Origin of the sequence: Microvirga mediterraneensis (assembly GCF_013520865.1) — a bacterium.
Classification (GTDB): domain Bacteria; phylum Pseudomonadota; class Alphaproteobacteria; order Rhizobiales; family Beijerinckiaceae; genus Microvirga; species Microvirga mediterraneensis.
Genome location: NZ_JACDXJ010000001.1, coordinates 4,245,399 through 4,270,392, shown reverse-complemented (window position 1 = coordinate 4,270,392; position 24,994 = coordinate 4,245,399). Strand labels below are relative to the sequence as shown.

Genomic DNA, 24,994 nt, shown 5'->3' with positions numbered 1-24,994 from the left:
ATGGCCCTGCAGCAATCGATCGATCTTGCCCTTGACGCCAATATCGGGGGAGGCGGTCTCGCGCAGGCGGCGCTCGACGACGCGCTGGGGCTCGTCGGAGAGGCCATGAAGCGGCTGGCCGAGGACGATGCTTCGGGCCGGTTGCCGCTGCTCCACATGCCGCGCACCACGGACGATCTGGCGAGCATTCGCGAAGCGGCGGCGTTCCTGCGCGACGATGCCACCGACGTGGTCGTTCTCGGCGTCGGCGGATCGAGCCTCGGCGGCCAGACCCTGGCGCAATTGAAGGATTACGCGGTGCCCGGCACCGGCCGGTTTACCGAGAGCCCGCGCATCCACTTCCTCGACAATCTCGATCCCATCACCTTCGACCGTGTCCTGCACAAGCTGCCGCTCTCCTCGACCAAGTTCGTGGCGATCTCGAAATCGGGCGGCACGGGCGAGACGCTGATGCAGACCATCGCGGTGCTCACGGCCCTGGAGAAGGCCGGCCTGCGCGCACATCCCAAGGATGTGTTCCTCGGCGTGTCCGAGCCCCGCAAGGACGGGGTCAAGAACGCCCTGCGCGATCTCCTGGAGCCCGAAGGCGTGCGCTTCCTCGATCATCACCCCGGCATCGGCGGGCGATACTCGGTCCTGACCAATGTGGGCCTTCTGCCCGCCGCTGCGCTCGGCCTCGACATCGAGGCCATCCGCCGCGGCGCTGCCGATGCCTATGAGCCCTTCCGCAACGGCGCGGCCGCCAAGGATGCACCCGCCGCCCTGGGAGCCGCCCTGAACGTCGCGGCGGCGAAAGCCGGCAAGGGCATCGCGGTCACCATGGCCTATGCGGACCGGCTGGAGCGCTTCACCCGCTGGTGGGTTCAGCTCTGGGCCGAGAGCGTGGGCAAGGACGGCAAGGGCACGCAGCCCGTCGCGGCCATCGGTCCCGTGGACCAGCACAGCCAGCAGCAGCTTTATCTCGCGGGCCCCAACGACAAGCTCTTCACCGTGCTGACCACCGGCGTCGCCGGCAAGGGCCCGGTGATGAACGAGGCGCTGGCCAAGCGCGCCGGCCAGGCGGCCTTCGCGGGCAAGACCATCGGCGACCTCGTGGCCGCCCAGGGTCGCGCCATGGCGGATACCTTCGCCAAGAACAGCCGCCCGACCCGCCAGATCCACGTCGAGACCCTGGACGAGCGCGCCCTGGGCGAGCTTCTCATGCACTTCATGCTGGAGACGATCCTGGCTGGCTACGCCATGGGCGTCGACCCGTTCGACCAGCCCGCCGTGGAAGAGGCGAAGATCCTGGCGAAGGAATATCTCGCGCAGGGGTGAGGGGCGGATAATCCTTACACGTCATGGCCGGGCTTGTCCCGGCCATCTCGATACGGTGAGGCTCGATGCTTCAAGTGATCGAGATCACCGGCACAAGGCCGGTGATGATACAGGCGAGCGCTTCATCCGTCACATCACCCAAACGGAGCCTGGGGAATAACGCCGCGCGTTCTGGTTTCCGTCGCCGTCAGCCCCTATGTTCTTTGTCTCGAATCCGAACGTCCGGCTCTTCGCATGCATGTCCGCCGCCTCGATCCCATCCTCGTCGACCGCATCGCCGCGGGCGAGGTCGTCGAGCGTCCGGCGGCGGCGGTCAAGGAACTGGTCGAGAACGCCGTCGACGCGGGTGCGACCTCCATCGAGATCGCCGTCGAGGCCGGTGGGCGGCGCCTGATCCGCATCGTCGACGACGGACGGGGCATGACGCCGGAGGACCTGGAACTGGCGGTCGAGCGTCACGCCACCTCCAAGCTGCCGGACGGCGATCTGTTCTCGATCAACACCCTCGGCTTTCGCGGCGAGGCCCTGCCGTCCATCGGGGCGGTCGCGCGCCTCTCCATCGTCACCCGTACGGCAGAGGCCGAGACAGGCTCGTCGCTCGTGGTCGAGGCGGGCGTGAAGGGGCCGGTGCGACCCGCGCCTGCACCGAAGGGCACCCGCGTCGAGGTGACGGACCTGTTCGCCGCCACGCCCGCGCGCCTGAAGTTCCTGAAGAGCGACCGCTCCGAAGCGCAGGCCGTCGCCGAGATCGTCAAGCGTTTGGCCATCGCGCATCCGACGATCCGGTTCACGCTTTCGGGCGAGCACATCACCGCCTTCACCTATCCGCCGGAGGAGCCAGGCGAGCACGGTTTCCTGCGTCGTCTGTCGCGGGTGCTGGGATCGGAGTTCCACGAGAACGCCATGTCCATCGGCGTCGAGCGCGAGGGCGTGCGGCTCACCGGTTTCGCGAGCCTGCCGACCTATCATCGCGGCACCGGCACGGCGATCCATTTCGTGGTCAACGGGCGGCCCGTGCGCGACAAGCTTTTGCTCGGCGCCGTGCGTGGGGCTTACGCCGACGTGATGGCCTCGGACCGGCATCCGGTGCTCGCCATCATGATCGATCTCGATCCCCGGGCGGTGGACGTCAACGTGCATCCGGCCAAGACCGAGGTGCGCTTCCGCGATCCGGCCTTCGTGCGCGGTTTCGTGGTCGGCGCGCTGAAGGAGGCGATCACCCGCTATGCCTTCCGGGCCTCGTCGACGGGCGGCGCGCGCACGCTGGAAAGCCTGCGCCCGCAAGGAGGTCTGTCGCCGCGTCCGGCCTATCCGCACCGCACCCATGCGATCCGCCCGACCAGCGCCTTCGCCCATTGGCAGGCGCCGCTCGACGAGCCGGAACGATCCTATGCGCCCGCCTCGGGGCTCTCTGAGAGGCAGGCGAACCTGCCCGATCTCGCAAGTCCGTCAGCCGACAGCCGCGCGACGCTGCACGAGGTCGAGCCGGAAACAGATGAGGCGCCGCTGGGTGCTGCCCGCGCGCAACTGCACGGCACCTATATCGTCGCGCAGACGCAGGACGGCATCGTCATCGTCGACCAGCATGCGGCCCATGAGCGCCTCGTCTACGAGCGCCTGAAACGCGAGCGGGCCGCCTCGGGCATCGCCCGGCAATTGCTGCTGATCCCCGAGGTGGTCGACCTAGACCCCGTCGATGCGGATCGCGTGCTGGCGGAGGCCTCTTCGCTCGAGAACCTGGGGCTCGTGGTCGAGCCCTTCGGCCACGGTGCGCTGCTGGTGCGCGAGGTGCCCTCGGCGCTTGCGGGCGGGCGCATCAAGGCGCTGGTGCAGGACGTGGCCGATGCGCTGGCGGAATGGGGGCAGGGGGCTTCGAGCCCGCTGGAGGAGCGTCTGGATGCCGTGCTCTCGCGCATGTCCTGCCACGGCTCCATCCGCGCCGGACGGCGCATGCGTCCCGAGGAGATGAACGCGCTGCTGCGCGAGATGGAGGCGACGCCGCTCTCCGGCCAGTGCAATCACGGCCGGCCGACCTATGTGGAATTGAAGCTGACGGATATCGAGCGGCTGTTCGGGCGGCGCTAAGTGATCAGGCCGTGGTGCGATAGAGCTTGAGGTTCTTGCGGGCCGGCTTGGATGCGAGATGAGGCGGCATGGCGGCCTGTTCGAGGCAGACCTCGAACCGCAGCGCGTCGGGGCCATCCGCGGCCGGTGCGAGATCGGCCTCCTCGGCACTGAACGCGACGCCGGCGAAATCGCCGTTGCGCCAGCACACCCGCGCGCGGCGCACCTGCAGGTCATGGGCCGCGATATACAGCTCGAAGCTTTCCGGCAGATCCATGTGCCGCTTGACCGCGATCCTGGCTCCGCCGGTGGAGATGTCCTTCACCAGGCACGAGATCATCGCCTCCGGACCCAGCATGATCTTTGCCGGGTGATGGGTGGGAAAACGCCTGTCTTTCCGACGATTGTCGATGGCAGTGACGGAATCCATGGGAGATGACCCTGGGGCAAGTGGTCGAAGAAGCTTGGCATTAACCACTTGTTAACCGACTTCTCAAGTCCCTCCGAAGGAGTATACGCCTAAAAGCTAACACCTTCCCGTGGATTACCGGGAGGGTCCCTTCCGCTCCGCCGAGGCCGCCCAGATGTTCAGGTCGCCTTCGCCGGCATAGCGGTCGATTTCGGCGAGCTCGTCCGCCGTGAAGGAGAGGTTCTTGAGCGCGCCGACGCAATCGACGACCTGTTCGGGGCGGCTCGCGCCGATGAGCGCCGAGGTGACGCGCCCGCCGCGCAGGACCCAGGCCAGGGCCATCTGGGCCAGGGTCTGGCCGCGCCGTTCGGCGATGCCGTTGAGGCCGCGGATGCGGGCGATGTTGTCCTCGTTGAGGAAGCTCGTGCGCAGGGACTTGCCCTGGGCCGCGCGGCTCTCGTCCGGAATGCCGTTGAGGTATTTCGTCGTCAGCATGCCCTGCGCCAGCGGCGAGAACACGATGGAGCCCATGCCGAGCGCGTCGAGGGTGTCGAGCAGCCCGTCCTCCTCGATCCAGCGATTGAGCATGGAATAACTCGGCTGATGGATGATGCAGGGCGTCTTCAGCTCGCGCAGGATGGCCAGCGCCTCGCGGGTGCGTTGGCTGTTGTAGGACGAGAGGCCCACATAGAGCGCCTTGCCCTGCCGCACGGCCGAATCGAGGGCCAGCATGGTTTCCTCGAGCGGCGTGTTCGGGTCGAAGCGATGGGAATAGAAAATGTCGACATAGTCGAGCCCCATGCGCTTGAGGCTCTGGTCGAGGCTCGACAGCACATATTTACGGCTTCCCCATTCCCCATAGGGCCCGGGCCACATGCGGTAGCCCGCCTTGGTGGAGATCACCAGCTCGTCGCGCAGGCCGTGGAAATCGTTGCGCAGGATCTCGCCGAACAGGGTTTCGGCCGAGCCGGGAGGGGGGCCGTAATTGTTGGCGAGATCGAAATGCGTGATGCCGAGGTCGAAGGCGGTCCGGCAGATCTCCCGTGCGGTAGCGGCCGACTTGTCCTCGCCGAAATTGTGCCAGAGCCCGAGCGAGATCGCCGGCAGGAGCAACCCGCTGCGGCCGCACCGGTTGTAGAGCATCTCGTCATAGCGGGTCTCGGCGGGCAGATAGGCCATCGAACTCTCCAGCAGGGGCATGAGGCAGAGGGTCTACATAGCGCATCGCGCGCAAAAGTGGATCCGGCTTTCGTTGATGCGGCCGTCCGACAATGTGCGGATCGGGCGGACGGGCGGCCGCGTCGCTTACCCCTTAGGGACAGAACGAAAGGGGCATCGCCCGTTTTGGCCGAACCGTGTAAGTTAAGGCCGGGGGCACGGAGGGATATCCACCATGCCCATCTTCCTGGACCGGCACGAGCTGAAGGGCCTGACCGCCGCCGACATCGCCCAGGTGCACCAGCAGGACCTGGAGGTCCAGGGGCGATACGGGGTCCGGTTCCTGACCTACTGGTTCGACGACACCCGCGGCACCGCGTTCTGCCTCATCGACGCGCCCGACATCGAGACCGCCATGCAGGTGCACGACGAGGCGCATGGGGAAATCGCCCGCGACGTGATCGCGGTCGATCTGTCGGCCGTCGAGGCCTTCCTCGGCCGAATTTCCGATCCTGAGCCGGACGCCTGCTGCTCCGGGGGCAGAGTCGATCCGGCCCTGCGCACGATCATGTTCACCGACATCGTCGACTCGACCGCCATGACGGCGCGCCTCGGCGATACGCGCGCCGTCGAGATGGTGCGGGCGCACGATGCCATGGTGCGCCGCGCCCTGCGCGATAAAGGCGGGCGCGAGGTCAAGCACACCGGAGACGGGATCATGGCCGCCTTCGACGACGCGACCGCCGCCGTGGATGCCGCCCGGGCGATCCAGCAGGCTTTCGAGGCCTTCAACCTGGCGAGCCGCGAAAAGCTGAGCGTGCGCATCGGCCTCGACGCGGGTGAGCCCGTGGCCGACCACAACGACCTGTTCGGCGCGACGGTGCAGAAGGCCGCCCGCCTGTGCCAGGGCGCCGAGCCCGACAGCATCGTGGTGTCGGAGATCATCACCACCCTGGTCGCCCCGCGCTTCTCCTTCGTGGACCTGGGAAGCCGCGTCGTGAAGGGGTTTACGCAGCCCGTGGAGGCTTTCGCGGTGAACTGGCGATGAGGGACGCTACGGTGTCATCCCCGGCGAGCGAAGCGAGGGAAGGGGATCCACGTTCAAGCGCAGGCTTGTGGGTTCCCTTCCCCTCCGCTGCGCTCCGGCCGGGAATGACACCGGTGCTTTTGTCTTCGCCGAGGTCCCCGGATCGAGTCCGGGGCGGTGATCACATGCACCCGATAAGGAAGCGCCGCTTACCGTCCCTTGCGCCCCTTGTATTTCGGCTTCTGCCCCGCGAAGCCTTGCGTGGAGCGGGCGGCCGGGCGTTCGCGGTAGTTCAGCGGGACCTCGCGGTCGGTGCCCGGGCCCATCTCGTCGAGGCCGGGCTTGCGGATGCGGGTGCCCTCGTCGGAGCGGCCCTTGCCGGTGGGACCGTAAGACTCGGAATCCTCGTCGCCTTCGCTCGCCCCATCGGGTGACGGGGGAAGCCCCTTCGGCGGCAGGTTGGCGCTGCGGCCGTATTTGCGCGAGCCGCCATACTTTCCCGCTTCCTTCTCCACGTCGCTTTGCCGCGCCATCGGGTCGTCGCTGATCGCGAGCTCCGTCGCCTGCAGGCGCTTGAGCTCGTCGCGCAGGCGCGCGGCCTCCTCGAACTCCAGGTTCGCGGCCGCTTCGCGCATGCGCTTCTCCATGTCGGCGATGACGGCCTTGAGGTTGTGGCCGACGGTCCTGTCGGCGAGACCCGTATCGACCGACACGTGATCGCGCTCGTAGACGCTCTCGAGAATGTCCGCGATGTTCTTCTTCACGCTCTGCGGCGTGATGCCGTGCTCGGCATTGTAGGCGAGCTGCTTCTCGCGGCGGCGGTTGGTCTCCGCGATCGCGCGCTCCATGGAGCCGGTGATCTTGTCGGCGTAGAGGATCGCCTTGCCTTCCACGTTACGCGCTGCACGGCCGATGGTCTGCACCAGCGACGTCTCGGAACGCAGGAAGCCCTCCTTGTCCGCATCGAGAATGGCCACGAGCGCGCATTCGGGGATGTCGAGGCCTTCACGCAGGAGGTTGATGCCGATGAGCACGTCGAAGGCGCCGAGCCGCAGGTCGCGGATGATCTCGATGCGCTCCAGAGTGTCGATGTCCGAATGCATGTAGCGCACGCGGATGCCGTTCTCGTGCATGTATTCCGTGAGGTCCTCGGCCATACGCTTGGTGAGCGTGGTCACGAGCGTGCGATACCCTTGAGCGGAGAGTTCCTTGACCTCATGCACGAGATCGTCGACCTGGCTTCGCGCAGGCCTGATCTCCACGATGGGATCGACGAGACCCGTGGGGCGGATGACCTGCTCGACGAAGATGCCGCCGGTCTGCTCCATCTCCCATTTGGCGGGCGTCGCCGACACGTGGATCGATTGCGGGCGCATGGCGTCCCATTCCTCGAAGCGCAGCGGGCGGTTGTCGAGGCATGAGGGGAGGCGGAAGCCGTATTCGGCGAGCGTCGCCTTGCGGCGGAAGTCGCCGCGATACATGCCGCCGATCTGCGGCACGGTCACGTGGCTCTCGTCGGTGAAGACGAGCGCGTTGTCGGGCAGGTACTCGAACAGGGTCGGCGGCGGCTCGCCGGGCTTGCGGCCTGTGAGGTAGCGCGAATAGTTCTCGATGCCGTTGCACACGCCGGTGGCTTCGATCATCTCCAGGTCGAACTGCGTGCGCTGCTCGAGCCGCTGCGCTTCGAGCAGGCGGCCCATGCGGGCGAGTTCCTGCAGGCGGTGCTGCAGCTCGTCCTGAATGCCTTTCACGGCCTGCTGCAGGGTCGGGCGCGGCGTCACGTAGTGCGAGTTCGCGTAGACCTTCACGAATTGCAGGTCGTTGGTCTTCTTGCCGGTGAGCGGATCGAACTCGACGATGCTCTCGATCTCGTCGCCGAACAGGCCAATGCGCCAAGCACGGTCCTCCAAGTGGGCCGGGAAGAGTTCGATGACATCGCCGCGCACGCGAAAGGTGCCGCGCGCGAAATCGCTCTGGATGCGCTTGTACTGCAGGGCCACGAGGTCGGCGATGAGCTGGCGCTGCTCGATGCGCTCGCCCACTTTCACGGAGAAGGTCATGGCCGTATAGGTCTCGACCGAGCCGATACCGTAGATGCACGACACGGACGCCACGATGATCACGTCGTCGCGCTCCAGCAGCGCGCGCGTGGCCGAGTGGCGCATGCGGTCGATCTGCTCGTTGATGGAGCTCTCCTTCTCGATGAAGGTGTCCGAGCGCGGCACATAGGCCTCGGGCTGATAATAGTCGTAGTACGAGACGAAGTACTCCACCGCGTTGTCGGGGAAGAACGACTTGAACTCGCCGTAAAGCTGCGCGGCGAGCGTCTTGTTCGGCGCGAGGATGAGGGCAGGGCGCTGCGTCTCCTCGATCACCTTGGCCATGGTGAAGGTCTTGCCCGAGCCGGTGACGCCGAGCAGCACCTGGTCGCGCTCGGCACGCCGCACGCCGTCCACAAGCTCGCGGATGGCGTTGGGCTGGTCGCCGGAGGGCGTGAAATCGGATTTAATCTTGAACGGGATGCCGCCTTCTGACTTCTCGGGGCGAGGGGGGCGGTGCGGCACCCAGGCCTTGCCGTTCTTGAAGCGCGGATCGCCTTCCGTCAGCAGCCGCGACAGCGCATCGACAGTGGCGGAGAAGCCCGAGCCGGAGCCGAGGTCGCCGAGTTCCTCGGCGACGTCCGGCCCGTCGTCCGGGCCCTTCAGGCCAAGCTTCTTGGCGAGTGCCGGATCGACATCGGTGATGTCGCCATGGATGAAGGTTTCCTGCACCCGCTCGGCAAAACCCTCGGCCGCCTCCCGCTCCCGGTTGACCGCCGGATTGAGGAGTTCCGCCAAATGGGGGGCCAGGGGCTTCAGATCAGGTTTGGACGCCTTCCCGGTGGAAAGCTTGGGCTTCTTGGGTGATTTGGCCATAGAACGAATATGGTACGAACGACCCGAGAAGGGAAGAGGATAGCTGGTTAGACGGTGGGCTTCTCCGCCTTCCTGTTCGCGCCGCGCAAGGACCTCAGAAGCGGCACAGCGACGAAGTGGACGAGGGGGATCAGGATGGCGCCGATGAGGAGCCCGACGAGGCCGGAGGCGGCGGCCGAGACCAGCCATTCTACCGCGCCACTGATGCTCGGGACCGCGTGTCCCGCCGCCGCGGCGATCTCGTGGATGACGTGGCCGAGGCCGGCGAAGCCGTAGCCTTCGAGGCCGTGGATGATGATGCCGCCGCCGACCCAGACCATCGCGGCCGTGCCCACGATGGCGAGGGTCTGGAGCAGGCCGGGCATGGCCTTCACGAGGCCGCGGCCGAAGGTCTTGGTGAGCGGCGCCAGCAGGCGGTCCGTGTGCAGGGGAGCGCTCTCGGGCGCGCGCCGCAGCAGGCTGGAGACCGGCCGGGGAGCGCGGGCGAGCGCCACGCCGACGTCGTCCGCCTTCACGATCAAGGCGACGCCGCCATAGACCAGGGCCGTGATGCCGATTCCCACGATGGCGAGCACCGCGGCCTGCATCCAGGTCGATCCCACCGGGATGCTGGCCAGCGTGATCGCCATGATCTCGGCCGAGAGGATGAAGTCGGTCTTGATGGCGCTGCTGACCTTCTCGTCCTCGACGTTCCCCTCGATCTGGGTGGCCCGCTCATGCTCGTGGGCCCCATGGGGAAACAGCGCCCCGAACACCTTTTCCGAACCCTCGTAGCAGAGATAGGCGCCGCCGATCATGAGCAGCGGCGTGATGGCCCAAGGGGCGAAGAAGCTGAGAAGGAGGGCGGCCGGCAGGAGGTAGATCAGCTTGTTCTTGAGAGAGCCGAGGGCGATCTTGCCGACGATCGGCAGCTCCCTGGCGGCCGAGAAGCCCGTCACGTAGCGCGGCGTCACGGCGGCGTCGTCGATCACCACGCCGGCCGCCTTCGCGCCGGCCTTGGCCGCCTGGGCGGTCACATCGTCGAGCGAGGCCGCCGCGACCTTGGCGATGGCCGCGATGTCGTCCAGCAAGGCGATCAGCCCGATGCTCATGAAGGCTCCTGTCGAAATCGGTCAAACGGCGCGGTGGCGTGATGCGGAACAGCTATCGTGCGGTTTCGGTCTCGACAACGTTTGACATGCGGGTTGGGTGCAAAACGGCATCCCCTTGGTGCGGTTCACCGATCGTCATGCGCCCGTCATATGCCGGGCGCATGACGATCCGGCTAACCTTGACCGTCTCGTGGGGATCCCATGCACCGTTCCTTCATCGCCGGCTCCCTTGCCGTCGCGCTCCTCTCCGGCACGGCGCTCAGCGCCTCCGCGGCCGAGTATTTCGACCGAATCGCCAGCTTCCCCATCACCGCGAACGTGCCGAAGGATGCGGACCAGAAGGCCGAGACCGTGGCCGAAATCATCTCCGTCAGCGAGGACGGCAAGCTGCTGGTCTACACGGACAGCCCGCGCAAGGCGCTGGGCTTCATCGACATCACCGATCCGGCGTCTCCCAAGGCCGGCGGTTCGCTCGCGCTGGGCGGCGAACCCACCTCCGTGAAGGTCGTGGGCGGCAAGGCCTATGTGGCCGTCAATACCTCAGAGAGCTTCACCAATCCGAGCGGAAAGCTCGTCGCCGTGGACCTTGCGGATCGCAAGATCTCGTCCGAGTGCACCCTGCCGGGACAGCCCGATTCCGTTGCCGCCAAGGCGGGCATCCTCGCCATCGCCATCGAGAACGAGCGCAACGAAGAGGTCAACGACGGCGCGCTTCCGCAACTGCCCGCCGGCGCCCTGGTGGTCGCTTCCCTGAACGGCGATCAGGTCGATTGCGCGGCTCTTAAGACCGTGAACATGACGGGCCTGGCGGAGGTCGCGGGCGAGGATCCGGAGCCGGAATTCGTGGACGTGTCCGATGAGGGCAAGGTCGTCGTGACCCTGCAGGAGAACAACCACGTCGCCATCGTCGACGGCAGGACCGGTACCGTCGAGGCGCATTTCTCCGCGGGCAGCGTCGACCTCAAGAACATCGACACCAAGAAGGACGGCAGGATCGATCTCTCCGGCTCCATGGAGAAGGTCGCCCGCGAGCCGGATGCGGTGCGCTGGATCGATGCCGACCGTTTCGTGACCGCCAATGAGGGTGACTGGAAGGGCGGTTCGCGCGGCTTCACCATCTTCAACAAGAATGGCAGCATCGCCTACGAATCCGGCGCGAGCCTGGAGCACGAGATCGTCTCTCTCGGTCACTATCCCGACAAGCGCAACAAGAAGGGCGTCGAGATCGAAGGCGTGGAGACGGGCCGCTTCGGCAACGACAATCTCATCTTCGTCGGTTCCGAACGTGGGTCGGTCGTCGCGGTCTACCGCGACACGGGCGCCACGCCCGAATTTCTGCAGGTTCTGCCGACCGGCATCGGACCCGAAGGGCTTCTCGCTATCCCGTCGCGCAATCTCTTCGTCGCCACGAGCGAGACGGACCTGCACGGCGAGGGCGGTGCTGCCCCGCATGTCATGATCTACCAGCGTGCCGAGCGCGCGGCTCCCACCTATCCGACGATCCGCTCGGCGAAGAACGCCGACGGCCTGCCCATGGGCTGGGGCGCATTGTCGGGACTTGCCGCCGACAAGACGCAGGCCGGCAAGCTCTATGCGATCACGGACAGCTTCTACGGCGCCGCGCCGCGCATCCTCACCATCGACGCCACGAAGAAGCCCGCGCTGATCACGGCCGAGACGCTCGTGACGCGCAACGGCGCCGTCGCGGAGAAGCTCGACCTCGAAGGCATCGCCGTGGCGCAGGACGGTTTCTGGCTCGCCTCCGAGGGCAATCTGGAAAAAGGCGTCAAGAACCTGCTCATCAGGGTCGATGCCAGGGGCGCAATCCAGGAGGAAATCAACGTTCCGGCGGAGCTCGAAAAGGGTGCCAAGAATTACGGCTTCGAGGGCGTGACCGTCACCGGCTCGGGCGCAGACGAAACCGTGTGGCTCGCGGTCCAGCGCGAATGGGCGGACGACGGCAAGAACGCCGTGAAGCTTCTCGCCTACAAGCCGTCCGACAAGAGCTGGAGCGCCGTGCGCTATCCGCTCGACAGCACGGAGGCCGGCTGGATCGGCCTGTCCGAGATCACGGCGGCGGGCGACCGCGTCATCATCATCGAGCGCGACAACCAGATTGCCGAGAAGGCGAAGGTGAAGAAGCTCTATGCGGTGTCTCTCGCGGACATGAAGCCCGCGAAGATCGGTGGCGAATTGCCGCTCGTGAAGAAGACTTTGGTGCGCGATCTCCTGCCTGATCTGAAGGCGGCCAAGGGCTACGTGCTCGACAAGGTCGAAGGCTTCGCCATCGACGCGGCGGGCGATGCCTATATCGTGACCGACAACGACGGCGTCGACAATTCTTCCGGCGAGACGCTGTTCCTCAAACTCGGCAAGCTTTGAAGCCTTGCGCGGCCTTCGGGCCGTATTCGACAGCGCTCGTCAATGAGCGAAGAAACGGACCCGAACGGGCAGGCCGCGTTCGGGTCCGTTGCATCAGGAGACGGTTCAATTGTCAGGAGCTTGCCTGCACGGGGCGGGTGCCGCAGGTTGAGACGTGCAGGATACAAGAGCGGGGTCAGGCGGTGAACGCCGTCGGACCCCTCATGTAGGCTTCGACCCGGTCGATCTCGACCTGCGTTTCGTCCGGAGACGTGGAGGCTGGAGCGCCCGGTTGCGTCTCGGCCAGGGGCTGTTCTTCCGTCGGATCGGTCAGGGGGGCGAGGTCGTTCAATGCATCGTGAACACTTTGAAGCAATTCGCTCTGCCCGTCGTCGTCCGGGCTCTCAGGGGGTAGGCGCGGACTCATGACATCCTCCTTTGGGAGTAGGCAGAATTATTGGCTCGATCCATGTCCTAAATAGGGCGCCGTCGCCGGAGCGTCGATGCCGATTGCGTGATCGCGAGGGGCACCGGACCTGGTCCCGGTGACGGCTCGGCCGCGCCTCAGGCGCAGCTGCGGCCCATGGCGTTGAGGCCCTCATCCAGAAGGTCGGCGAGGTTGGGGATGCCGATGAGCCAGTCGGCCGTCGAGAGCGAACTCGCGGCCTCCCGCTCGCGGGCGAGGCGAACGGCGGCGCCCCATTCCTCGGGCTCCATGTCGCCGCGGCCGATATAAACCAGGGCGATCAGGTCGGCGCGCTCGTCGTCGTTGAGGCCCGCGATCACGTCGCGGATCTCCTCCTCCGTCGCATCGTCCGGCGAGGAGGTAAGGGCGTCGATGCTGCCGTCGTCGATAGGGTTCGAGCCCGAGGCCGGATCGGTGATGCCTTCCTTCACATCGATGGCCCTGACCCGGAGAATGAGTTCGCAAACCTTATCGAGCGCGATGTCCATAAAAACCCTCTTGGAATGTAACGCGTGGCGTCGCTGACAGGGAAACCCGGAAGAGGGCATTCGGTTCAGCTGGAGCATTGCGCGAGCCCTCTGTCGGTTCTTGGCTTTCGAGGGCGGCTCCGCGTAAACTGGGGCGAGGCTGGGATATATCATGCGCCGCTTGCTCGCTTTCTGCCTGGTTGGGCTCTCAATCGCCATCGGCCCGTTCCATGAGGCTCACGGCCAGCCGGCCCGAAGGGCGGAGGCGGGCCGATTGGCGCCGCAGCGTCCCGGGCAGACCGACATCTACATCCTGTCCTTCGGCCTCTGGGGGCCGCAGAGCGTGTTCGAGAGCGAGGCCAGGGGGGCGGCGCGAATCCTCGAAGCCCGGTTCGACGGAAAGGGGCGCTCCATCGTCCGGGTCAACACCAAGCGCCGGGCCGGTGCGACGCCCCAGACCCTGATGGCCGCCGCCGCGGCCGCCGGGCAGGCCCTCGATCCCGCCGAGGACATCGTGGTGCTCGTCCTCACCTCCCATGGCGGTCCGGAAGGCATCGGGCTGGTCGCCGGGCGGGACGCGCTCCTCGTCACGCCGGAGAATGTCCGTGAGCTGCTCGACCGGACCCGGGCGGAACACCGGGTCCTGATCGTCTCGGCCTGCTATTCGGGCATCTTTGCCCGGGAACTCGCCGATCCGCGCACCCTCGTCATCACGGCGGCGGCGGCCGACAAGCCGTCCTTCGGCTGCCGGGACGGGGCGGCCTGGACCTATTTCGGCGACGCCTTCTTCAACAAGGCCCTGAGGAGCGAGGTGCGGTTCGATACGGCCTTCGAGACCGCCCGCGGCCTCGTCACGGAGCGGGAGAAGCGGGAAGGGTTCGATCCGTCCAACCCGCAGATCGCCGGCGGCGAGCAGGTCCTGGGACGGCTGAGGGAGGCCTGCCGGGCCGTTCCCGCGCAGCAGGCCGGGCGCGCGGCGAGATCCGCAGCCTGCTGAGCCTGCGGCGTTCGGTCCCTTCGCCGTAATCCGGTTGATCGGCGTTCATTGGCTTGACAGTCCCATCAGGACGATTACGGCAGAGCGCCCCGTCCGACCTGAGCCCGCACCGGAACCTCCATGAGCCCTCACACGACACCCGTCCTGATGCTGGTCGCATCGAACGTCTTCATGACCTTCGCCTGGTACGGGCATCTCAAGTTCAAGACATCGCCCCTCTGGATCGCCGTCATGGCCAGCTGGGCCATCGCTTTCGTCGAATACTGGTTCGCCGTGCCGGCCAACCGGATCGGCTCGGCGGTCTATTCGGCGGCCGAGCTCAAGACCATGCAGGAGGTCATCACTCTCGTGGTCTTCGCGGTCTTCTCGGTGTTCTACCTGAAGGAGCCCCTCGGCTGGAACCATCTGATCGGCTTCGGCCTCATCGCCACGGGCGCGGCCTTCATCTTCCAGGCGCGCTGACCCGGCGCCGGACATGACATTCCTCGTCTATGCCGGCGCGGCGCTCGCCGAGATCGCCGGGTGCTTTTCGTTCTGGGCCTGGCTGCGGCTGGGAAAGTCGCCCCTGTGGCTCGTGCCCGGCATGGGGGCGCTCGCCCTCTTCGCCTATCTCCTGACCCTGGTCCCGGCCGATGCCGCCGGCCGGGCCTATGCGGCCTATGGCGGCGTCTACATCGTCGCCTCGATCCTGTGGCTCTGGGGTGCCGAAGGCGCGCGGCCCGACCGCTGGGACGTCGCCGGCGCGGGCATCTGCCTGGCGGGCGCGGCGCTCATCCTGTTCGGGCCGCGGGGGTGAGGGGCAATGCTCTCCATGTCATCACCGGCCTCGTGCCGGCGATCTCGCCTAACTGAGGCGCTGGGCTTCTCCATATCGGGACGGCCGGCACCGGTCCCCGGATCAAGTCCGGGGCGGCCATGACGTGGTGGAGGGAGCGTCAGGCTCTCACGTCGCCGGTTTCATGCGCAGGATGCGGCCGTTGCGGGAATCCGTCAGCAGATAGACGAGGCCGTCGGGGCCCTGGCGGACGTCGCGGATGCGCTCGCCGAGCTGCTGCAGCATGCGCTCCTCGCCGGTGACCCGGTTGCCGTCGGTTTCGAGCCGGGAGACCAGCTTGCCCGACAGGGCGCCGACGAGGATGCTGCCGCGCCAGGCCGGGAACTGGTCCCCCGTGTAGAAGGCCATGCCGGACGGCGCGATGGACGGGTCCCAGTAGAAGACCGGCTGTTCCAGGCCTTCCTTCCGGGTGCCTTCGCCGATCTTCGCGCCGGAATAATCGACCCCGTAGGAGATCACCGGCCAGCCGTAGTTCCTGCCCTTCTTCGGGATGTTCAGCTCGTCGCCGCCGCGGGCGCCGTGCTCCACGGTCCAGAGTTCGCCGGTGGCCGGGTGGAGCGCGGCCGATTGCAGATTGCGGTGGCCGAGAGACCAGATCTCGGGTCGGGCATCTTCCCGGTTTGGAAACGGGTTGCCCGAAGCCGCGCCGCCGTCGGGCTTGATATGGACGATCTTGCCGATGTGGTTGGCCGGGTTCTGCGCCTGGTCGCGCAGATCGAACCGGTCGCCGAGCGTCACGAAGAGGTTGCCGTCGCGGTCGAAGACGGGGCGCGAGCCCCAATGGTTGTTGCCCGTATGGGCCGGTTCCTGGCGGAAGATGACCCGCGTGTCTTCCAGGGCGGTCCCATCCTGGCTGAGGCGGCCACGGGCCACGGCGGTGCCGGCGCGGCCTTCTCCGCGGTCCTCCGCGAAGCTCAGGTAGACGAGGCGGCTCTGCGCGAAGTTCGGATCGAGGGCGACGTCGAGAAGGCCGCCCTGTCCCCGCGCGGCGATCCGGGGAAGGCCCTTGATCGGCTCCGAGACGGTGCCGTTGGCATCCGCGATGCGCAGGCGCCCGGGGCGTTCCGTCACCAGCATGCGGTTGTCGGGCAGGAAGGCGAGCCCCCAGGGATTCTCGAGGTCGCGGGCGAGCGTCTCGACGATCACCTCGACCTTGTCGGTGCGGAAGCGCTGGGTGTCCTGGGCCAGGGCGGAGGGAACGGCGCCGAGAGCAAGCGCGCAGGCCAGGGCAATTCGTGGGCTCAGCATCTGGGATTCTCTCCGTCGATTGTCATGCCGGAGAGCTAAACATCTGCGGCAGGCCGTCAACCGGGCCGCCGTTCACTCACGCGTTATCGCAGCGAATGGACGTGGATGGTTTTCGTGTCCCGTGCCGACAGGGTCTGGGTCGTAGCCATGACGGAGAGCGTCGCAAGGCCCAGCAGCATGACCAGGGCCAGAGAGCAGCGGCTTTCCTGGCGCGGGTCGAGGCGGTGGGCACGGGTGGAAACGCGGGTGGGGTGCCTTGGTCGGAAAGTCTTCATCGGTCCATTCCCAGCAGCCGAACAGAAGCTGCAGAAGAAAAACTTGTGCGATTCAAGAAAGTTCCCGCCTTATCCGAAAGCGCTGCTTCCGGTTTTTCGGCTAAGTGACCGTATTAACTAATTATTAACCATTGTGGCAGCGTATGCTCAAGCTTTGCGGCTGACCACGACCGAACCCGCCGAGCGCTCCGTCGGCCCGTGGTGAACCGCCTCGATATTGTTCCCGTCCGGATCGAAGGCAAAGGCGGCATAATAGCCCAGGTGATAGGACCGTTCTCCAGGCCCGCCATTGTCGCGGCCCCCATGGGCGAGCGCGGCTTCGTGGAACGCGCGAACGGCCCCCCTGTCCGGCGCCTGGAAGGCGAGATGGACCCGCGAGACCGGCCCGTCCGCCCGGTCCACCCACAGCTCGTCGCAGGCGAAATGCGTCGGGCTCTCCGAGGTGAAGTCGCGGCCGATGGCGTTCAGGACCGCCCGGTAGAACCGCCGGCTGGCCTCGAGGTCGGACACGCGCAGGTGGACGTGGTCGATGAGGCGGCCCTGGTGATACGGCATAAGAGGTTCTTTCTCCGGTTGTCCCGGGGCTGCGTGGCAGGACCCGGGATCGTATGACGAGAATGACGCCCTTTGCTGAAGACGATCCCGGATCGGCTTGCGCCGTCCGGGATGACTGCACTGGCCTCACTCGGCCTTGATGCTGGCCGCCTTGATGATCTCGGCCCAGGTCTGGATCTCCTTGGCGAGATACGGCTTGAACGCTTCCGGATCGCGCACGTTCAGGGTGAAGCCGATCTTGGTGATGCGCTCCTTCACGTCGGGCTTGTTGAGGATCGCGATGATCGTGCCGGATAGCTTGTCGAGGATCGGCTTGGGGGTGCTCACCGGGGCGAAGAAGGCGGCCCAGGATTCCGCGTCCGCATCGGTGATGCCCTGTTCGCGCAGGGTCGGCACGTCCGGGGCCTGCGGGTTGCGTTGCGGGCTCGCGATTCCGATGGCGCGCATCTGGCCGGCCTGGAACTGGGAGAGCACGCTGGGCAGGGTCGAGTTCGACACGTCGATGCGGCCCGCCATGATCTCCGTCACGAGCGGCGCGGCGCCCCGGAACGGCACGTGGGTCATCTTGATGCCCGTGCGGGTCATGAAGAGCTCGGTCGCCAGATGCGAGCCGGAGCCGACGCCGGTCGAGCCGTAATTCAGCTTGCCCGGATCCTTCTTGGCGATCTCGATCAGCTCGGGAATGGTCTTGGCCGGCAGGTCGTTCTTCACCACGAAGACGTGCTCGAAGGCGCCTGCGCCCGCGAGCGGCGCGAAGTCCTTCACCGCGTCGTAGCCCGGCTCTTTGAGCAGGAACATGTTGTTGCCGTGCGTCTGGTTGTTGCCGAACACGATGGTGTAGCCGTCGGGCTCCGCCTTGGCGACCGCGCGGGTGCCGACCGCGCCCGAGGCGCCGGCCAGGTTCTCGACGATCACGTTCTGGCCGAGATCCCTGCCCATTTCCTCCGCGACGATGCGGGCGATCACGTCGGTCGGTCCACCGGCCGGGTAGGGCACCACCATCTTGATGATGCGGTTCGGGAAGTCCTGGGCGGAGGCTGCGGTGGCGAAGAGGGCCGCGCCGGCGACGAGGCCGAGCGCGAGGCGGCGGGTGACGGATGTGGTCATCGGAAAAGGCGGCTCCTCGAAAGCCCGTTCTCGACGGGCTGCTTGTGCTTGCTGTTTCGCTTGCTTGGGCGGCTTTGCCGCATTAGGGTCCGCCGCCGTCACGGTTCCTTTCTAACGTCCCGATCGGAGGATTCCCATGGGCTTTTTGTCTGACGCCCTTTCCCGCATCAAGCCGTCTGCAACCATCGTCATCACGCAGAAAGCGCGGGATCTGAAAGCCCAGGGGCGGGACGTGATCAGCCTCTCCGTCGGCGAGCCGGATTTCGACACGCCCGACAACATCAAGGAAGCGGCCATCGCGGCCATCCGCCGTGGCGAGACCAAGTACACGCCGGTCTCCGGCATCGTGCCCCTGCGCGAGGCGATCTCCCGCAAGTTCAAGCGCGAGAACGGCCTCGACTACAAGCCCTCTCAGACCATCGTGTCCACCGGCGGCAAGCACGTGATCTACAACGCGCTGCTCGCTACCCTGAACCCGGGCGACGAGGTCATCATCCCGGCACCCTACTGGGTGTCGTACCCGGAGATGGTGGGCCTGTGCGGCGGCAAGCCGGTTTTCGTCGACTGCACCATGGAGCACAACTTCAAGCTCCAGCCGGAGCCGCTCGAGCGCGCCATCACGCCGAAGACCAAGTGGATCATCCTCAACTCGCCGTCGAACCCGACCGGCGCGGCCTATACCCGCGACGAGATGAAGGCGATCACCGACGTGCTGATGCGCCATCCGCATGTGTGGGTGCTCACCGACGACATGTATGAGCACCTGACCTACGGCGATTTCGAGTTCGTCACGCCGGCCCAGGTCGAGCCGAACCTCTACGAGCGCACGCTCACCATGAACGGCGTGTCCAAGGCCTATGCCATGACCGGCTGGCGCATCGGCTATGCGGGCGGCCCCGAGCACCTGATCAAGGCCATGGACTTCGTGCAGGGCCAGCAGACGTCGGGGACGAGCGCGATCTCGCAATGGGCCGCCGTGGAGGCGCTCGACGGGCCGCAGGATCACCTGAAGGTCTTCCGGAAAGCGTTCGAGGAGCGGCGCGACCTCGTGGTCTCCATGCTCAACCAGTCGAAATACCTGAAGTGCCCGATGCCCGAAGGCGCGTTCTACGTCTATCCGTCCTGCGCCGAGGCCATCGGCAAGACTGCGCCCTCGGGCAAGGTGCTGGCGACGGACGAGGACTTCGTGTCCGAGCTGCTCGAAGCCGAAGGCGTCGCGGCGGTTCACGGCTCAGCCTTCGGCCTCGGCCCGAACTTCCGCATCTCCTACGCCACGTCCAATGCGGCGCTCGAGGATGCCTGCAACCGCATCCAGCGCTTCTGCGGGTCGCTTCGGTAACGCGGCGGGTGCTGGGAGCTCGACCGGGCACTCCCTGAAGCCCTCATCCTGAGGAGGAGCTTTAGCTCCGTCTCGAAGGATCAGGGCGTCTCCCGTGCTCTCTGGATCCTCCTTCGAGACGCAGCTTCGCTGCTCCTCAGGATGAGGTCAGAGTTCGATGAGCAACCTTCGGCGGGCGCCCCTGATGCATGAAACTGAAATCGATCTTCCGCACGATGCGCGTACGAACCTGCCCCGGACCTTCCATCCGGATCCCGGGGCGGAGCCTTACCGGGCCCATCCCGCCTCCACGCACCGCGTGAAGTTCGACGCCCGCGTAGACTTCACCAACGGCGGCTACGTGGAGGCGAAAGACTTCCTTCTCGACATTGAGGGCGACAACATTTCGCCCGAGCGCCTCGCCGAGATCATCGTCTCGGCCATGAACCTCCTGCGCGCCGGCCCCGTGACGATCACGGCCATGCGCATCGTCAGGCGCGGCGAGCACCACGATTTGACTCCTCATCCTATCCAGGATTGACCTCCTGCCCATGGAACGGCGCCGCCCTTGCGCCGTTAACCGCTAAGCTTGACCAAGCTTAGGAGATCACCATGCGTCGCGCCGCTCTCCCCGTTGCTGCCCTAGCTATCCTTGCCGCTTTCGGGGCCTCCGAGGCCCAGGCTCAGAACCGGGGACGTGTCGGCGTCCTGTCCTGCAGCGTCTCGGGCGGGATCGGGCTCATCGTCACGTCGCAGAAGACCACGCTCTGCACCTTCACGCCCCGGCGCGGGCGGCCCGAGCGTTATGTGGGCGCGATCCGCCGGTTCGGCCTCGATATCGGGGCGACGCGCAGCGGCATCCTGACATGGGCCGTCTTCTCCCGGGGCAGCGTGGCGCCCGGCTCCCTCGCCGGCAGCTATGTGGGCGGGACCGCCGAGGCGACGGCCGGCGCCGGCGTCGGGGCGAACGTCCTGGTCGGCGGCTCGAACCGGAGCATCTCCCTCCAGCCCCTGTCCGTCAGCGGCCAGACCGGTCTCAACCTCGCCCTCGGGGTGGCCGATTTCGAGCTGCGCCGGGCGCGATAGGCCGGGATCCATACCCTTATGTCATGGCCGGCCTTGTGCCGGCCATTTCCGCGTCCTTCCGCCCGCGTACAATCCCTCTTGCCATTCCGCCACGAGAGGCAGAGCATTCATGGCAACGCGTCCCGAAAGAGCGCGCCGATCAATGGGGGCAGGGAGGATGACGTCCTATGGCACCCAACGGCAGACTAGGTTCGGGCCCACGATGCATCGCAATCGTCGGCCCGTTTCAGAGCGGCAAGACCACGCTTCTCGAGGCCATCGTGGAGCGGACCGGGGCGATCTCGCGCGCGGGCCGCGTGTCCAACGGCGACAGCGTCGGCGATGCGAGCCAGGAGGCCCGCGCCCATGCCATGAGCATCGAGCCCAATGTGGCGACGGTCGAGTTCCTGGGCGACAGCATGACCTTCGTGGACTGCCCCGGTTCGACGGAATTCCTGCACGAGATGCGCAACGTCACGCCGGTCTGCGACGCGGCGATCGTCGTCTGTGAGGCGGACGAGCGCAAGATCCCGGCGCTTGAGATCATCCTGCGGGAGCTGGAGGAGGCGGATATCCCGCGCTTCCTCTTCATCAACAAGATCGACACCGCGACCCAGCGCATCCGCGAGACCCTCGCGTTGCTGCAGCAGGCATCGCGCACGCCCCTGCTCCTGCGCCAGATCCCGCTCTGGAAGGACGGCATCGCCGTCGGCTTCATCGATCTCGCCCTGGAGCGCGCCTTCATCTATCGCGAGCACGCGCCGAGCGAGATCGTGGACCTGCCCGAGGGCGAACTGCCCCGGGAAAAGGAGGCGCGCTTCGCCATGCTCGAGCGCCTGGCCGATTACGACGACGAGCTCATGGAGGAGCTGATCTCGGAGATCGAGCCGCCGCGCGACCAGATCTTCGACGACCTTTCGAAGGAGCTGAGGGACCGCCACGTGGTCCCGGCCCTGATCGGTTCGGCCGAGCGCGGCAACGGCATCACGCGGCTTCTGAAGGCGCTGCGCCACGAGGCGCCGACCCTGGCGCAAACCCGTGCCCGCTTGGGCATTCCCGAGGAGGGCGCGCCCCTCGCCCAGGCCATGAAGACCCTGCATCTGGGCCAGGGCGGCAAGCTCACCATCGCCCGGGTCCTGCGCGGCGCCTTCCACGAGGGCGACAGCGTCGTCGGCTCGCGCGGGGCGGAGGCGCGCATCGGCAGCCTCGCGACGCTTCTCGGCAGCGCGCTCAACCGCAAGACGGATGCGGCGGCCGGCGACACGGTCGGCTTCGGCCGGCTGGAGGGGATCGCCACCGGGGACGCCTTCGCGGCCGGCAAGGCCCGGCCCGAGGCCATCGTGTCGCCCGCGCCGCCCGAATCCGTCTACGTGCTGGCCCTCAGGGTGAAGGACCGCAAGGACGACGTGCGCCTGTCGAGCGCGCTGTCCAAGATCACCGAGGAGGATCCGTCCCTCGTGATCGAAACCCGGCCCGAGATGGGGGAGATCCGGCTCCACGGGCAGGGCGAGATGCATCTGCGCGTGGCCGTGGAGAAGCTGGCCTCGCGCTTCCAGGTCGGGGTCGAGACGGCCAAGCCCCGCGTCGCCTATTGCGAGACGATCAAGCTGCCCGCCGCCGCCCGTGGACGGCATCGCAAGCAGACCGGAGGGCACGGCCAGTTCGGCGACGTGATGATCGAGATCAGGCCGCTGCCGCGCGGGGAGGGGTTCGCGTTCCAGGACCGGATCACCGGCGGCGTGGTGCCGCGCCAGTACATCCCGTCGGTCGAGACGGGGGTGCGGGATGCGCTCAAATGCGGGCCGCTGGGCTTCCCCGTGGTCGACCTCGCGGTAATGCTCACCGATGGTTCCTACCACACGGTGGATTCCTCGGACGCGGCCTTCCAGGCGGCCGCCAAGCTCGCCCTCGCGGAAGCGCTGCCGAAGGCCAAGCCCGTGCTGCTGGAGCCGGTGCTGTCGGTCGAGATCACGATTCCATCCGAGGCCCTGTCCAAGGCGACGGCCCTCGTGACCGGACGGCGCGGACAGATCCAGGGCTATGACGAGCGGCCCGGTTGGAACGGCTGGCAGGTCCTGAGCGCCACCATTCCGGAATCGGAGATCGGCGACCTGATCGTGGAACTTCGCTCGGCCACGGCCGGCGTCGGGACCTTCTCGACCCGGTTCGACCACATGGCGGAACTGAGCGGCCGTCCCGCCGACATGGTGCTGCACAAGGCGCATTGAGCGTTCAAGGGCTCATTCTCCCGAGCGCGAAGGTAGCCGCATATGGCGCCGCTTCGCCTCTCCCCATCTCAAGTCGGGTGTTCCCGACTTGAGCATGCCGGCACGGATCTCGGGAACACCCGAGATCCGGGGAGAGGTGAGGGGACACTTATCCAATCGTTCAGCTCTAAACTATTTCCATCGACAAACGGGCTCGCCCGCGCCAAGTTATCCCCTTATGGAGACGCCATCTCCCAGGAAACCAACCTCGCCCCGAAGCGGAGGACAACAATGACCGTGTCGACCCCGGCCCCTGCCACGGCAGGCGCGACGGATCCCTATGCCGCCCGCCCCTGGCTCGCTTCCTACCCGGCGCAGGTTCCCAAGACGATCGACGAGGCCGGGATCGGGACGCTCAACGACATCTTCCGCCAGGCCGTCGCCAGTTATCCGAACCGGGCCGCCGTCGAGAGCTTCGGCACGCGCATGACCTACGCGAGCCTGGGGCGGGAGGCCGATGCGGTCGCCTCCTGGCTTCAGTCCCAGGGACTGAAGAAGGGCGACCGGGTGGCGATCATGCTGCCGAACGTGATGGCTTTTCCGACGATCCTGTTCGGGGTGCTGCTGGCCGGCGGCACGGTGGTCAACGTCAACCCGCTCTATACCCCGCGGGAGCTGACCTACCAGCTCAAGGATTCCGGGGCGCGCTTCCTGTTCGTGCTCGAGAACTTCGCCGCGACCGTCGAGGAATCCGTGCCGGACCTGACGCTCGACCGGGTAATCCTGGTCACGCCGGGCGATCTCCTCGGCCTCAAGGGAGCCGTCGTCAATCTGGTCTCCCGCCATGTGAAGAAGGCGGTGAAGCCCTTCAGCCTGCCCCAGGCCATCGCTTTCAGGACCGTCATCGGCCAAGGGGGGCGGCAGAAGCCCCAGCCGGTGAATGTGTCGCCCGACGACGTCGCCTTCCTGCAATATACGGGCGGCACCACGGGGATCGCCAAGGGCGCGACCCTGCTCCATCGCAATGTGGCGGCCAACGTGCTCCAATGCGAGGCCTGGATGCGGCCGTTCTTCGGCGACCGGGAGGACCACCTGATGGTCACGGCCCTGCCGCTTTACCACATCTTCGCCCTCACGGTCTGCGGCATGCTGATGACGCGGATCGGCGGGTGCCAGCTCCTGATCGCCAATCCGCGCGACATTCCGGGCTTCGTCAAGACCCTGCAGAAGAGCCGGATCACCCTCATGTCCGGCCTCAACACGCTCTACAACGCGCTGGCCAATGCGCCTGGGATCGAGAAGGTCGATTTCTCCCAGATGGTCTTCTCCGTCTCCGGCGGCATGGCCACCCAGGAGGCTGTGGCAAAGAAATGGAAGCAGGTGACGGGGCAGCCCATCGTCGAGGGCTACGGCCTGTCCGAAACCTCGCCCGTGGTCTGCGCCAACAGGCTCGACATCGAGGAGTTCACCGGCACCATCGGCTATCCGCTGCCCTCGACGGACGTCTCCGTCCGCTCCAGCGACGGAACGGCTCTCCCGCCCGGCGAGCGGGGAGAACTCTGCGTGAAGGGACCCCAGGTCATGGCCGGCTACTGGCAGCGGCCCGACGAGACCGCGAAGGTCATGACGGCAGACGGTTGGTTCCGGACCGGCGACGTGGCGGTGATGCTGCCCGACGGGCAGATCAAGATCGTCGACCGGATGAAGGACATGGTCCTCGTGTCCGGATTCAACGTCTATCCGAACGAAGTGGAAGACGTGATCGTCAAGCACCCGGGCGTTATGGAAGCCGCTGTCATCGGTCTGCCGGATGAACATTCCGGCGAGACGGTCGTGGCCTATGTGGTCCGCCGGGACCAGGCTCTCACCGTCGAAGAGCTGCGCGAGTTCTGTCGTGAGAACCTCACCGGCTACAAGGTGCCGCGCCGGATCGAATTCCGGGAGACCCTGCCGAAGACCAATGTGGGCAAGGTCCTGCGCCGTGCGCTCAAGGAAGAGGTGGAGCAGGGCCGCTCCTGATCGCAGGCGCGAGGCAAAAAAAAAGCCGGGCGCGAAGCCCGGCTAAAGTAGAGGTCCGACAAAAGTCAAAACCTTCCAGAGGGAACGGCCGAC

At 66.6% G+C, this 24,994-nt stretch carries 22 protein-coding genes; 12 read left to right on the top strand and 10 right to left on the bottom strand.

The window, feature by feature from the left end:
• Together H0S73_RS20215 and mutL are read left to right on the top strand one after the other, a co-directional pair.
• Positions 1-1,317 (top strand): glucose-6-phosphate isomerase, encoded by a 1,317-nt coding sequence (locus tag H0S73_RS20215; protein ID WP_181053828.1) that lies wholly within the window; start codon positions 1-3, stop codon positions 1,315-1,317.
• Between the two features lie 234 nt (positions 1,318-1,551).
• Positions 1,552-3,402: a DNA mismatch repair endonuclease MutL gene (gene mutL / locus H0S73_RS20210; RefSeq protein ID WP_181053827.1), complete on the top strand. Its 1,851-nt coding sequence runs from the start codon at positions 1,552-1,554 to the stop codon at positions 3,400-3,402.
• A 4-nt stretch (positions 3,403-3,406) separates the two neighbouring features.
• Here mutL and H0S73_RS20205 read toward each other — a convergent pair whose 3' ends face one another.
• Both H0S73_RS20205 and mgrA read right to left on the bottom strand, forming a co-directional pair.
• Positions 3,407-3,811 carry a PilZ domain-containing protein gene (locus H0S73_RS20205; RefSeq protein ID WP_181053826.1) on the bottom strand — a complete coding sequence of 135 codons (405 nt, stop codon included), beginning with the start codon at positions 3,809-3,811 and terminating at the stop codon, positions 3,407-3,409.
• A gap of 114 nt (positions 3,812-3,925) precedes the next feature.
• Positions 3,926-4,969 (bottom strand): L-glyceraldehyde 3-phosphate reductase, encoded by a 1,044-nt coding sequence (mgrA, locus tag H0S73_RS20200; protein WP_181053825.1) that lies wholly within the window; start codon positions 4,967-4,969, stop codon positions 3,926-3,928.
• Between the two features lie 214 nt (positions 4,970-5,183).
• Between mgrA and H0S73_RS20195 the strand changes: the two genes are divergently transcribed.
• Positions 5,184-5,996, top strand: coding sequence for a nickel-binding protein (locus H0S73_RS20195; protein WP_181053824.1), 813 nt, complete (start codon positions 5,184-5,186; stop codon positions 5,994-5,996).
• A 188-nt stretch (positions 5,997-6,184) separates the two neighbouring features.
• On the opposite strand, the gene uvrB is transcribed toward H0S73_RS20195, so the two are convergent.
• Together uvrB and H0S73_RS20185 are read right to left on the bottom strand one after the other, a co-directional pair.
• Positions 6,185-8,890: an excinuclease ABC subunit UvrB gene (gene uvrB, locus H0S73_RS20190; protein WP_181053823.1), complete on the bottom strand. Its 2,706-nt coding sequence runs from the start codon at positions 8,888-8,890 to the stop codon at positions 6,185-6,187.
• Between the two features lie 47 nt (positions 8,891-8,937).
• The gene (locus H0S73_RS20185; protein ID WP_181053822.1) at positions 8,938-9,981 is read right to left on the bottom strand and encodes a DUF808 domain-containing protein; all 1,044 of its coding nucleotides are present in this window, start codon (positions 9,979-9,981) and stop codon (positions 8,938-8,940) included.
• Positions 9,982-10,182: 201 nt separating this feature from the next.
• On the opposite strand from H0S73_RS20185, the gene H0S73_RS20180 reads away from it, so the two are divergent.
• Positions 10,183-12,363, top strand: a complete 2,181-nt coding sequence (locus tag H0S73_RS20180; RefSeq protein ID WP_181053821.1) for an esterase-like activity of phytase family protein — start codon at positions 10,183-10,185, stop codon at positions 12,361-12,363.
• 175 nt (positions 12,364-12,538) lie between these two features.
• Here H0S73_RS20180 and H0S73_RS20175 read toward each other — a convergent pair whose 3' ends face one another.
• Together H0S73_RS20175 and H0S73_RS20170 are read right to left on the bottom strand one after the other, a co-directional pair.
• The gene (locus tag H0S73_RS20175; RefSeq protein WP_181053820.1) at positions 12,539-12,769 is read right to left on the bottom strand and encodes a hypothetical protein; all 231 of its coding nucleotides are present in this window, start codon (positions 12,767-12,769) and stop codon (positions 12,539-12,541) included.
• Between the two features lie 137 nt (positions 12,770-12,906).
• Positions 12,907-13,296, bottom strand: a complete 390-nt coding sequence (locus H0S73_RS20170; RefSeq protein WP_009494724.1) for a DUF3775 domain-containing protein — start codon at positions 13,294-13,296, stop codon at positions 12,907-12,909.
• Positions 13,297-13,447: 151 nt separating this feature from the next.
• Here H0S73_RS20170 and H0S73_RS20165 point away from each other — a divergent pair, with 151 nt between their 5' ends.
• The 3 genes from H0S73_RS20165 (at position 13,448) to H0S73_RS20155 (ending at position 15,068) form a co-directional block, all read left to right on the top strand.
• On the top strand, positions 13,448-14,272 hold the full coding sequence (locus H0S73_RS20165) for a C13 family peptidase (protein WP_181053819.1): 825 nt from the start codon (positions 13,448-13,450) through the stop codon (positions 14,270-14,272).
• A gap of 120 nt (positions 14,273-14,392) precedes the next feature.
• Positions 14,393-14,734, top strand: coding sequence for a DMT family protein (locus tag H0S73_RS20160; protein WP_181053818.1), 342 nt, complete (start codon positions 14,393-14,395; stop codon positions 14,732-14,734).
• Between the two features lie 13 nt (positions 14,735-14,747).
• Positions 14,748-15,068 (top strand): YnfA family protein, encoded by a 321-nt coding sequence (locus H0S73_RS20155; RefSeq protein ID WP_181053817.1) that lies wholly within the window; start codon positions 14,748-14,750, stop codon positions 15,066-15,068.
• Between the two features lie 147 nt (positions 15,069-15,215).
• Here H0S73_RS20155 and H0S73_RS20150 read toward each other — a convergent pair whose 3' ends face one another.
• The 4 genes from H0S73_RS20150 to H0S73_RS20135 form a co-directional block, all read right to left on the bottom strand.
• On the bottom strand, positions 15,216-16,355 hold the full coding sequence (locus H0S73_RS20150) for a PQQ-dependent sugar dehydrogenase (protein ID WP_181053816.1): 1,140 nt from the start codon (positions 16,353-16,355) through the stop codon (positions 15,216-15,218).
• Positions 16,356-16,438: 83 nt separating this feature from the next.
• Positions 16,439-16,630 carry a hypothetical protein gene (locus H0S73_RS20145; protein ID WP_181053815.1) on the bottom strand — a complete coding sequence of 64 codons (192 nt, stop codon included), beginning with the start codon at positions 16,628-16,630 and terminating at the stop codon, positions 16,439-16,441.
• Between the two features lie 147 nt (positions 16,631-16,777).
• Positions 16,778-17,185 carry a VOC family protein gene (locus H0S73_RS20140; RefSeq protein ID WP_181053814.1) on the bottom strand — a complete coding sequence of 136 codons (408 nt, stop codon included), beginning with the start codon at positions 17,183-17,185 and terminating at the stop codon, positions 16,778-16,780.
• A 126-nt stretch (positions 17,186-17,311) separates the two neighbouring features.
• Positions 17,312-18,292, bottom strand: a complete 981-nt coding sequence (locus tag H0S73_RS20135; RefSeq protein ID WP_181053813.1) for a Bug family tripartite tricarboxylate transporter substrate binding protein — start codon at positions 18,290-18,292, stop codon at positions 17,312-17,314.
• A gap of 136 nt (positions 18,293-18,428) precedes the next feature.
• On the opposite strand from H0S73_RS20135, the gene H0S73_RS20130 reads away from it, so the two are divergent.
• From H0S73_RS20130 to H0S73_RS20110, 5 genes are all read left to right on the top strand, one after another.
• The gene (locus H0S73_RS20130) at positions 18,429-19,631 is read left to right on the top strand and encodes a pyridoxal phosphate-dependent aminotransferase (RefSeq protein ID WP_181053812.1); all 1,203 of its coding nucleotides are present in this window, start codon (positions 18,429-18,431) and stop codon (positions 19,629-19,631) included.
• Positions 19,632-19,788: 157 nt separating this feature from the next.
• Entirely contained in the window at positions 19,789-20,151 is a 363-nt protein-coding gene (locus H0S73_RS25540) for a hypothetical protein (protein ID WP_202049836.1), read from the top strand.
• A 71-nt stretch (positions 20,152-20,222) separates the two neighbouring features.
• A complete protein-coding gene (locus tag H0S73_RS20120; protein ID WP_181053811.1) occupies positions 20,223-20,696 on the top strand; it encodes a DUF992 domain-containing protein in 474 nt (157 codons plus the stop codon).
• A 167-nt stretch (positions 20,697-20,863) separates the two neighbouring features.
• Positions 20,864-22,903 carry an elongation factor G gene (locus H0S73_RS20115; protein WP_181053810.1) on the top strand — a complete coding sequence of 680 codons (2,040 nt, stop codon included), beginning with the start codon at positions 20,864-20,866 and terminating at the stop codon, positions 22,901-22,903.
• 270 nt (positions 22,904-23,173) lie between these two features.
• Positions 23,174-24,901: an AMP-binding protein gene (locus H0S73_RS20110; RefSeq protein ID WP_181053809.1), complete on the top strand. Its 1,728-nt coding sequence runs from the start codon at positions 23,174-23,176 to the stop codon at positions 24,899-24,901.
• Positions 24,902-24,994: the final 93 nt, after the last annotated feature.

Coding starts and splice junctions, on each gene's coding strand:
- H0S73_RS20145 (WP_181053815.1), bottom strand. CDS start 16,630: ATGAAGACTTTCCGACCAAGGCACCCCACCCGCGTTTCCACCCGTGCC.
- H0S73_RS20185 (WP_181053822.1), bottom strand. CDS start 9,981: ATGAGCATCGGGCTGATCGCCTTGCTGGACGACATCGCGGCCATCGCC.
- H0S73_RS20130 (WP_181053812.1), top strand. CDS start 18,429: ATGGGCTTTTTGTCTGACGCCCTTTCCCGCATCAAGCCGTCTGCAACC.
- H0S73_RS20140 (WP_181053814.1), bottom strand. CDS start 17,185: ATGCCGTATCACCAGGGCCGCCTCATCGACCACGTCCACCTGCGCGTG.
- H0S73_RS20110 (WP_181053809.1), top strand. CDS start 23,174: ATGACCGTGTCGACCCCGGCCCCTGCCACGGCAGGCGCGACGGATCCC.
- H0S73_RS20165 (WP_181053819.1), top strand. CDS start 13,448: ATGCGCCGCTTGCTCGCTTTCTGCCTGGTTGGGCTCTCAATCGCCATC.
- mgrA (WP_181053825.1), bottom strand. CDS start 4,969: ATGGCCTATCTGCCCGCCGAGACCCGCTATGACGAGATGCTCTACAAC.
- uvrB (WP_181053823.1), bottom strand. CDS start 8,890: ATGGCCAAATCACCCAAGAAGCCCAAGCTTTCCACCGGGAAGGCGTCC.
- H0S73_RS20155 (WP_181053817.1), top strand. CDS start 14,748: ATGACATTCCTCGTCTATGCCGGCGCGGCGCTCGCCGAGATCGCCGGG.
- H0S73_RS20195 (WP_181053824.1), top strand. CDS start 5,184: ATGCCCATCTTCCTGGACCGGCACGAGCTGAAGGGCCTGACCGCCGCC.
- H0S73_RS20135 (WP_181053813.1), bottom strand. CDS start 18,292: ATGACCACATCCGTCACCCGCCGCCTCGCGCTCGGCCTCGTCGCCGGC.
- H0S73_RS20170 (WP_009494724.1), bottom strand. CDS start 13,296: ATGGACATCGCGCTCGATAAGGTTTGCGAACTCATTCTCCGGGTCAGG.
- H0S73_RS20180 (WP_181053821.1), top strand. CDS start 10,183: ATGCACCGTTCCTTCATCGCCGGCTCCCTTGCCGTCGCGCTCCTCTCC.
- H0S73_RS25540 (WP_202049836.1), top strand. CDS start 19,789: ATGAGCAACCTTCGGCGGGCGCCCCTGATGCATGAAACTGAAATCGAT.
- H0S73_RS20150 (WP_181053816.1), bottom strand. CDS start 16,355: ATGCTGAGCCCACGAATTGCCCTGGCCTGCGCGCTTGCTCTCGGCGCC.
- H0S73_RS20205 (WP_181053826.1), bottom strand. CDS start 3,811: ATGGATTCCGTCACTGCCATCGACAATCGTCGGAAAGACAGGCGTTTT.
- H0S73_RS20120 (WP_181053811.1), top strand. CDS start 20,223: ATGCGTCGCGCCGCTCTCCCCGTTGCTGCCCTAGCTATCCTTGCCGCT.
- H0S73_RS20160 (WP_181053818.1), top strand. CDS start 14,393: ATGAGCCCTCACACGACACCCGTCCTGATGCTGGTCGCATCGAACGTC.
- mutL (WP_181053827.1), top strand. CDS start 1,552: ATGCATGTCCGCCGCCTCGATCCCATCCTCGTCGACCGCATCGCCGCG.
- H0S73_RS20175 (WP_181053820.1), bottom strand. CDS start 12,769: ATGAGTCCGCGCCTACCCCCTGAGAGCCCGGACGACGACGGGCAGAGC.
- H0S73_RS20115 (WP_181053810.1), top strand. CDS start 20,864: ATGGCACCCAACGGCAGACTAGGTTCGGGCCCACGATGCATCGCAATC.
- H0S73_RS20215 (WP_181053828.1), top strand. CDS start 1: ATGGCCCTGCAGCAATCGATCGATCTTGCCCTTGACGCCAATATCGGG.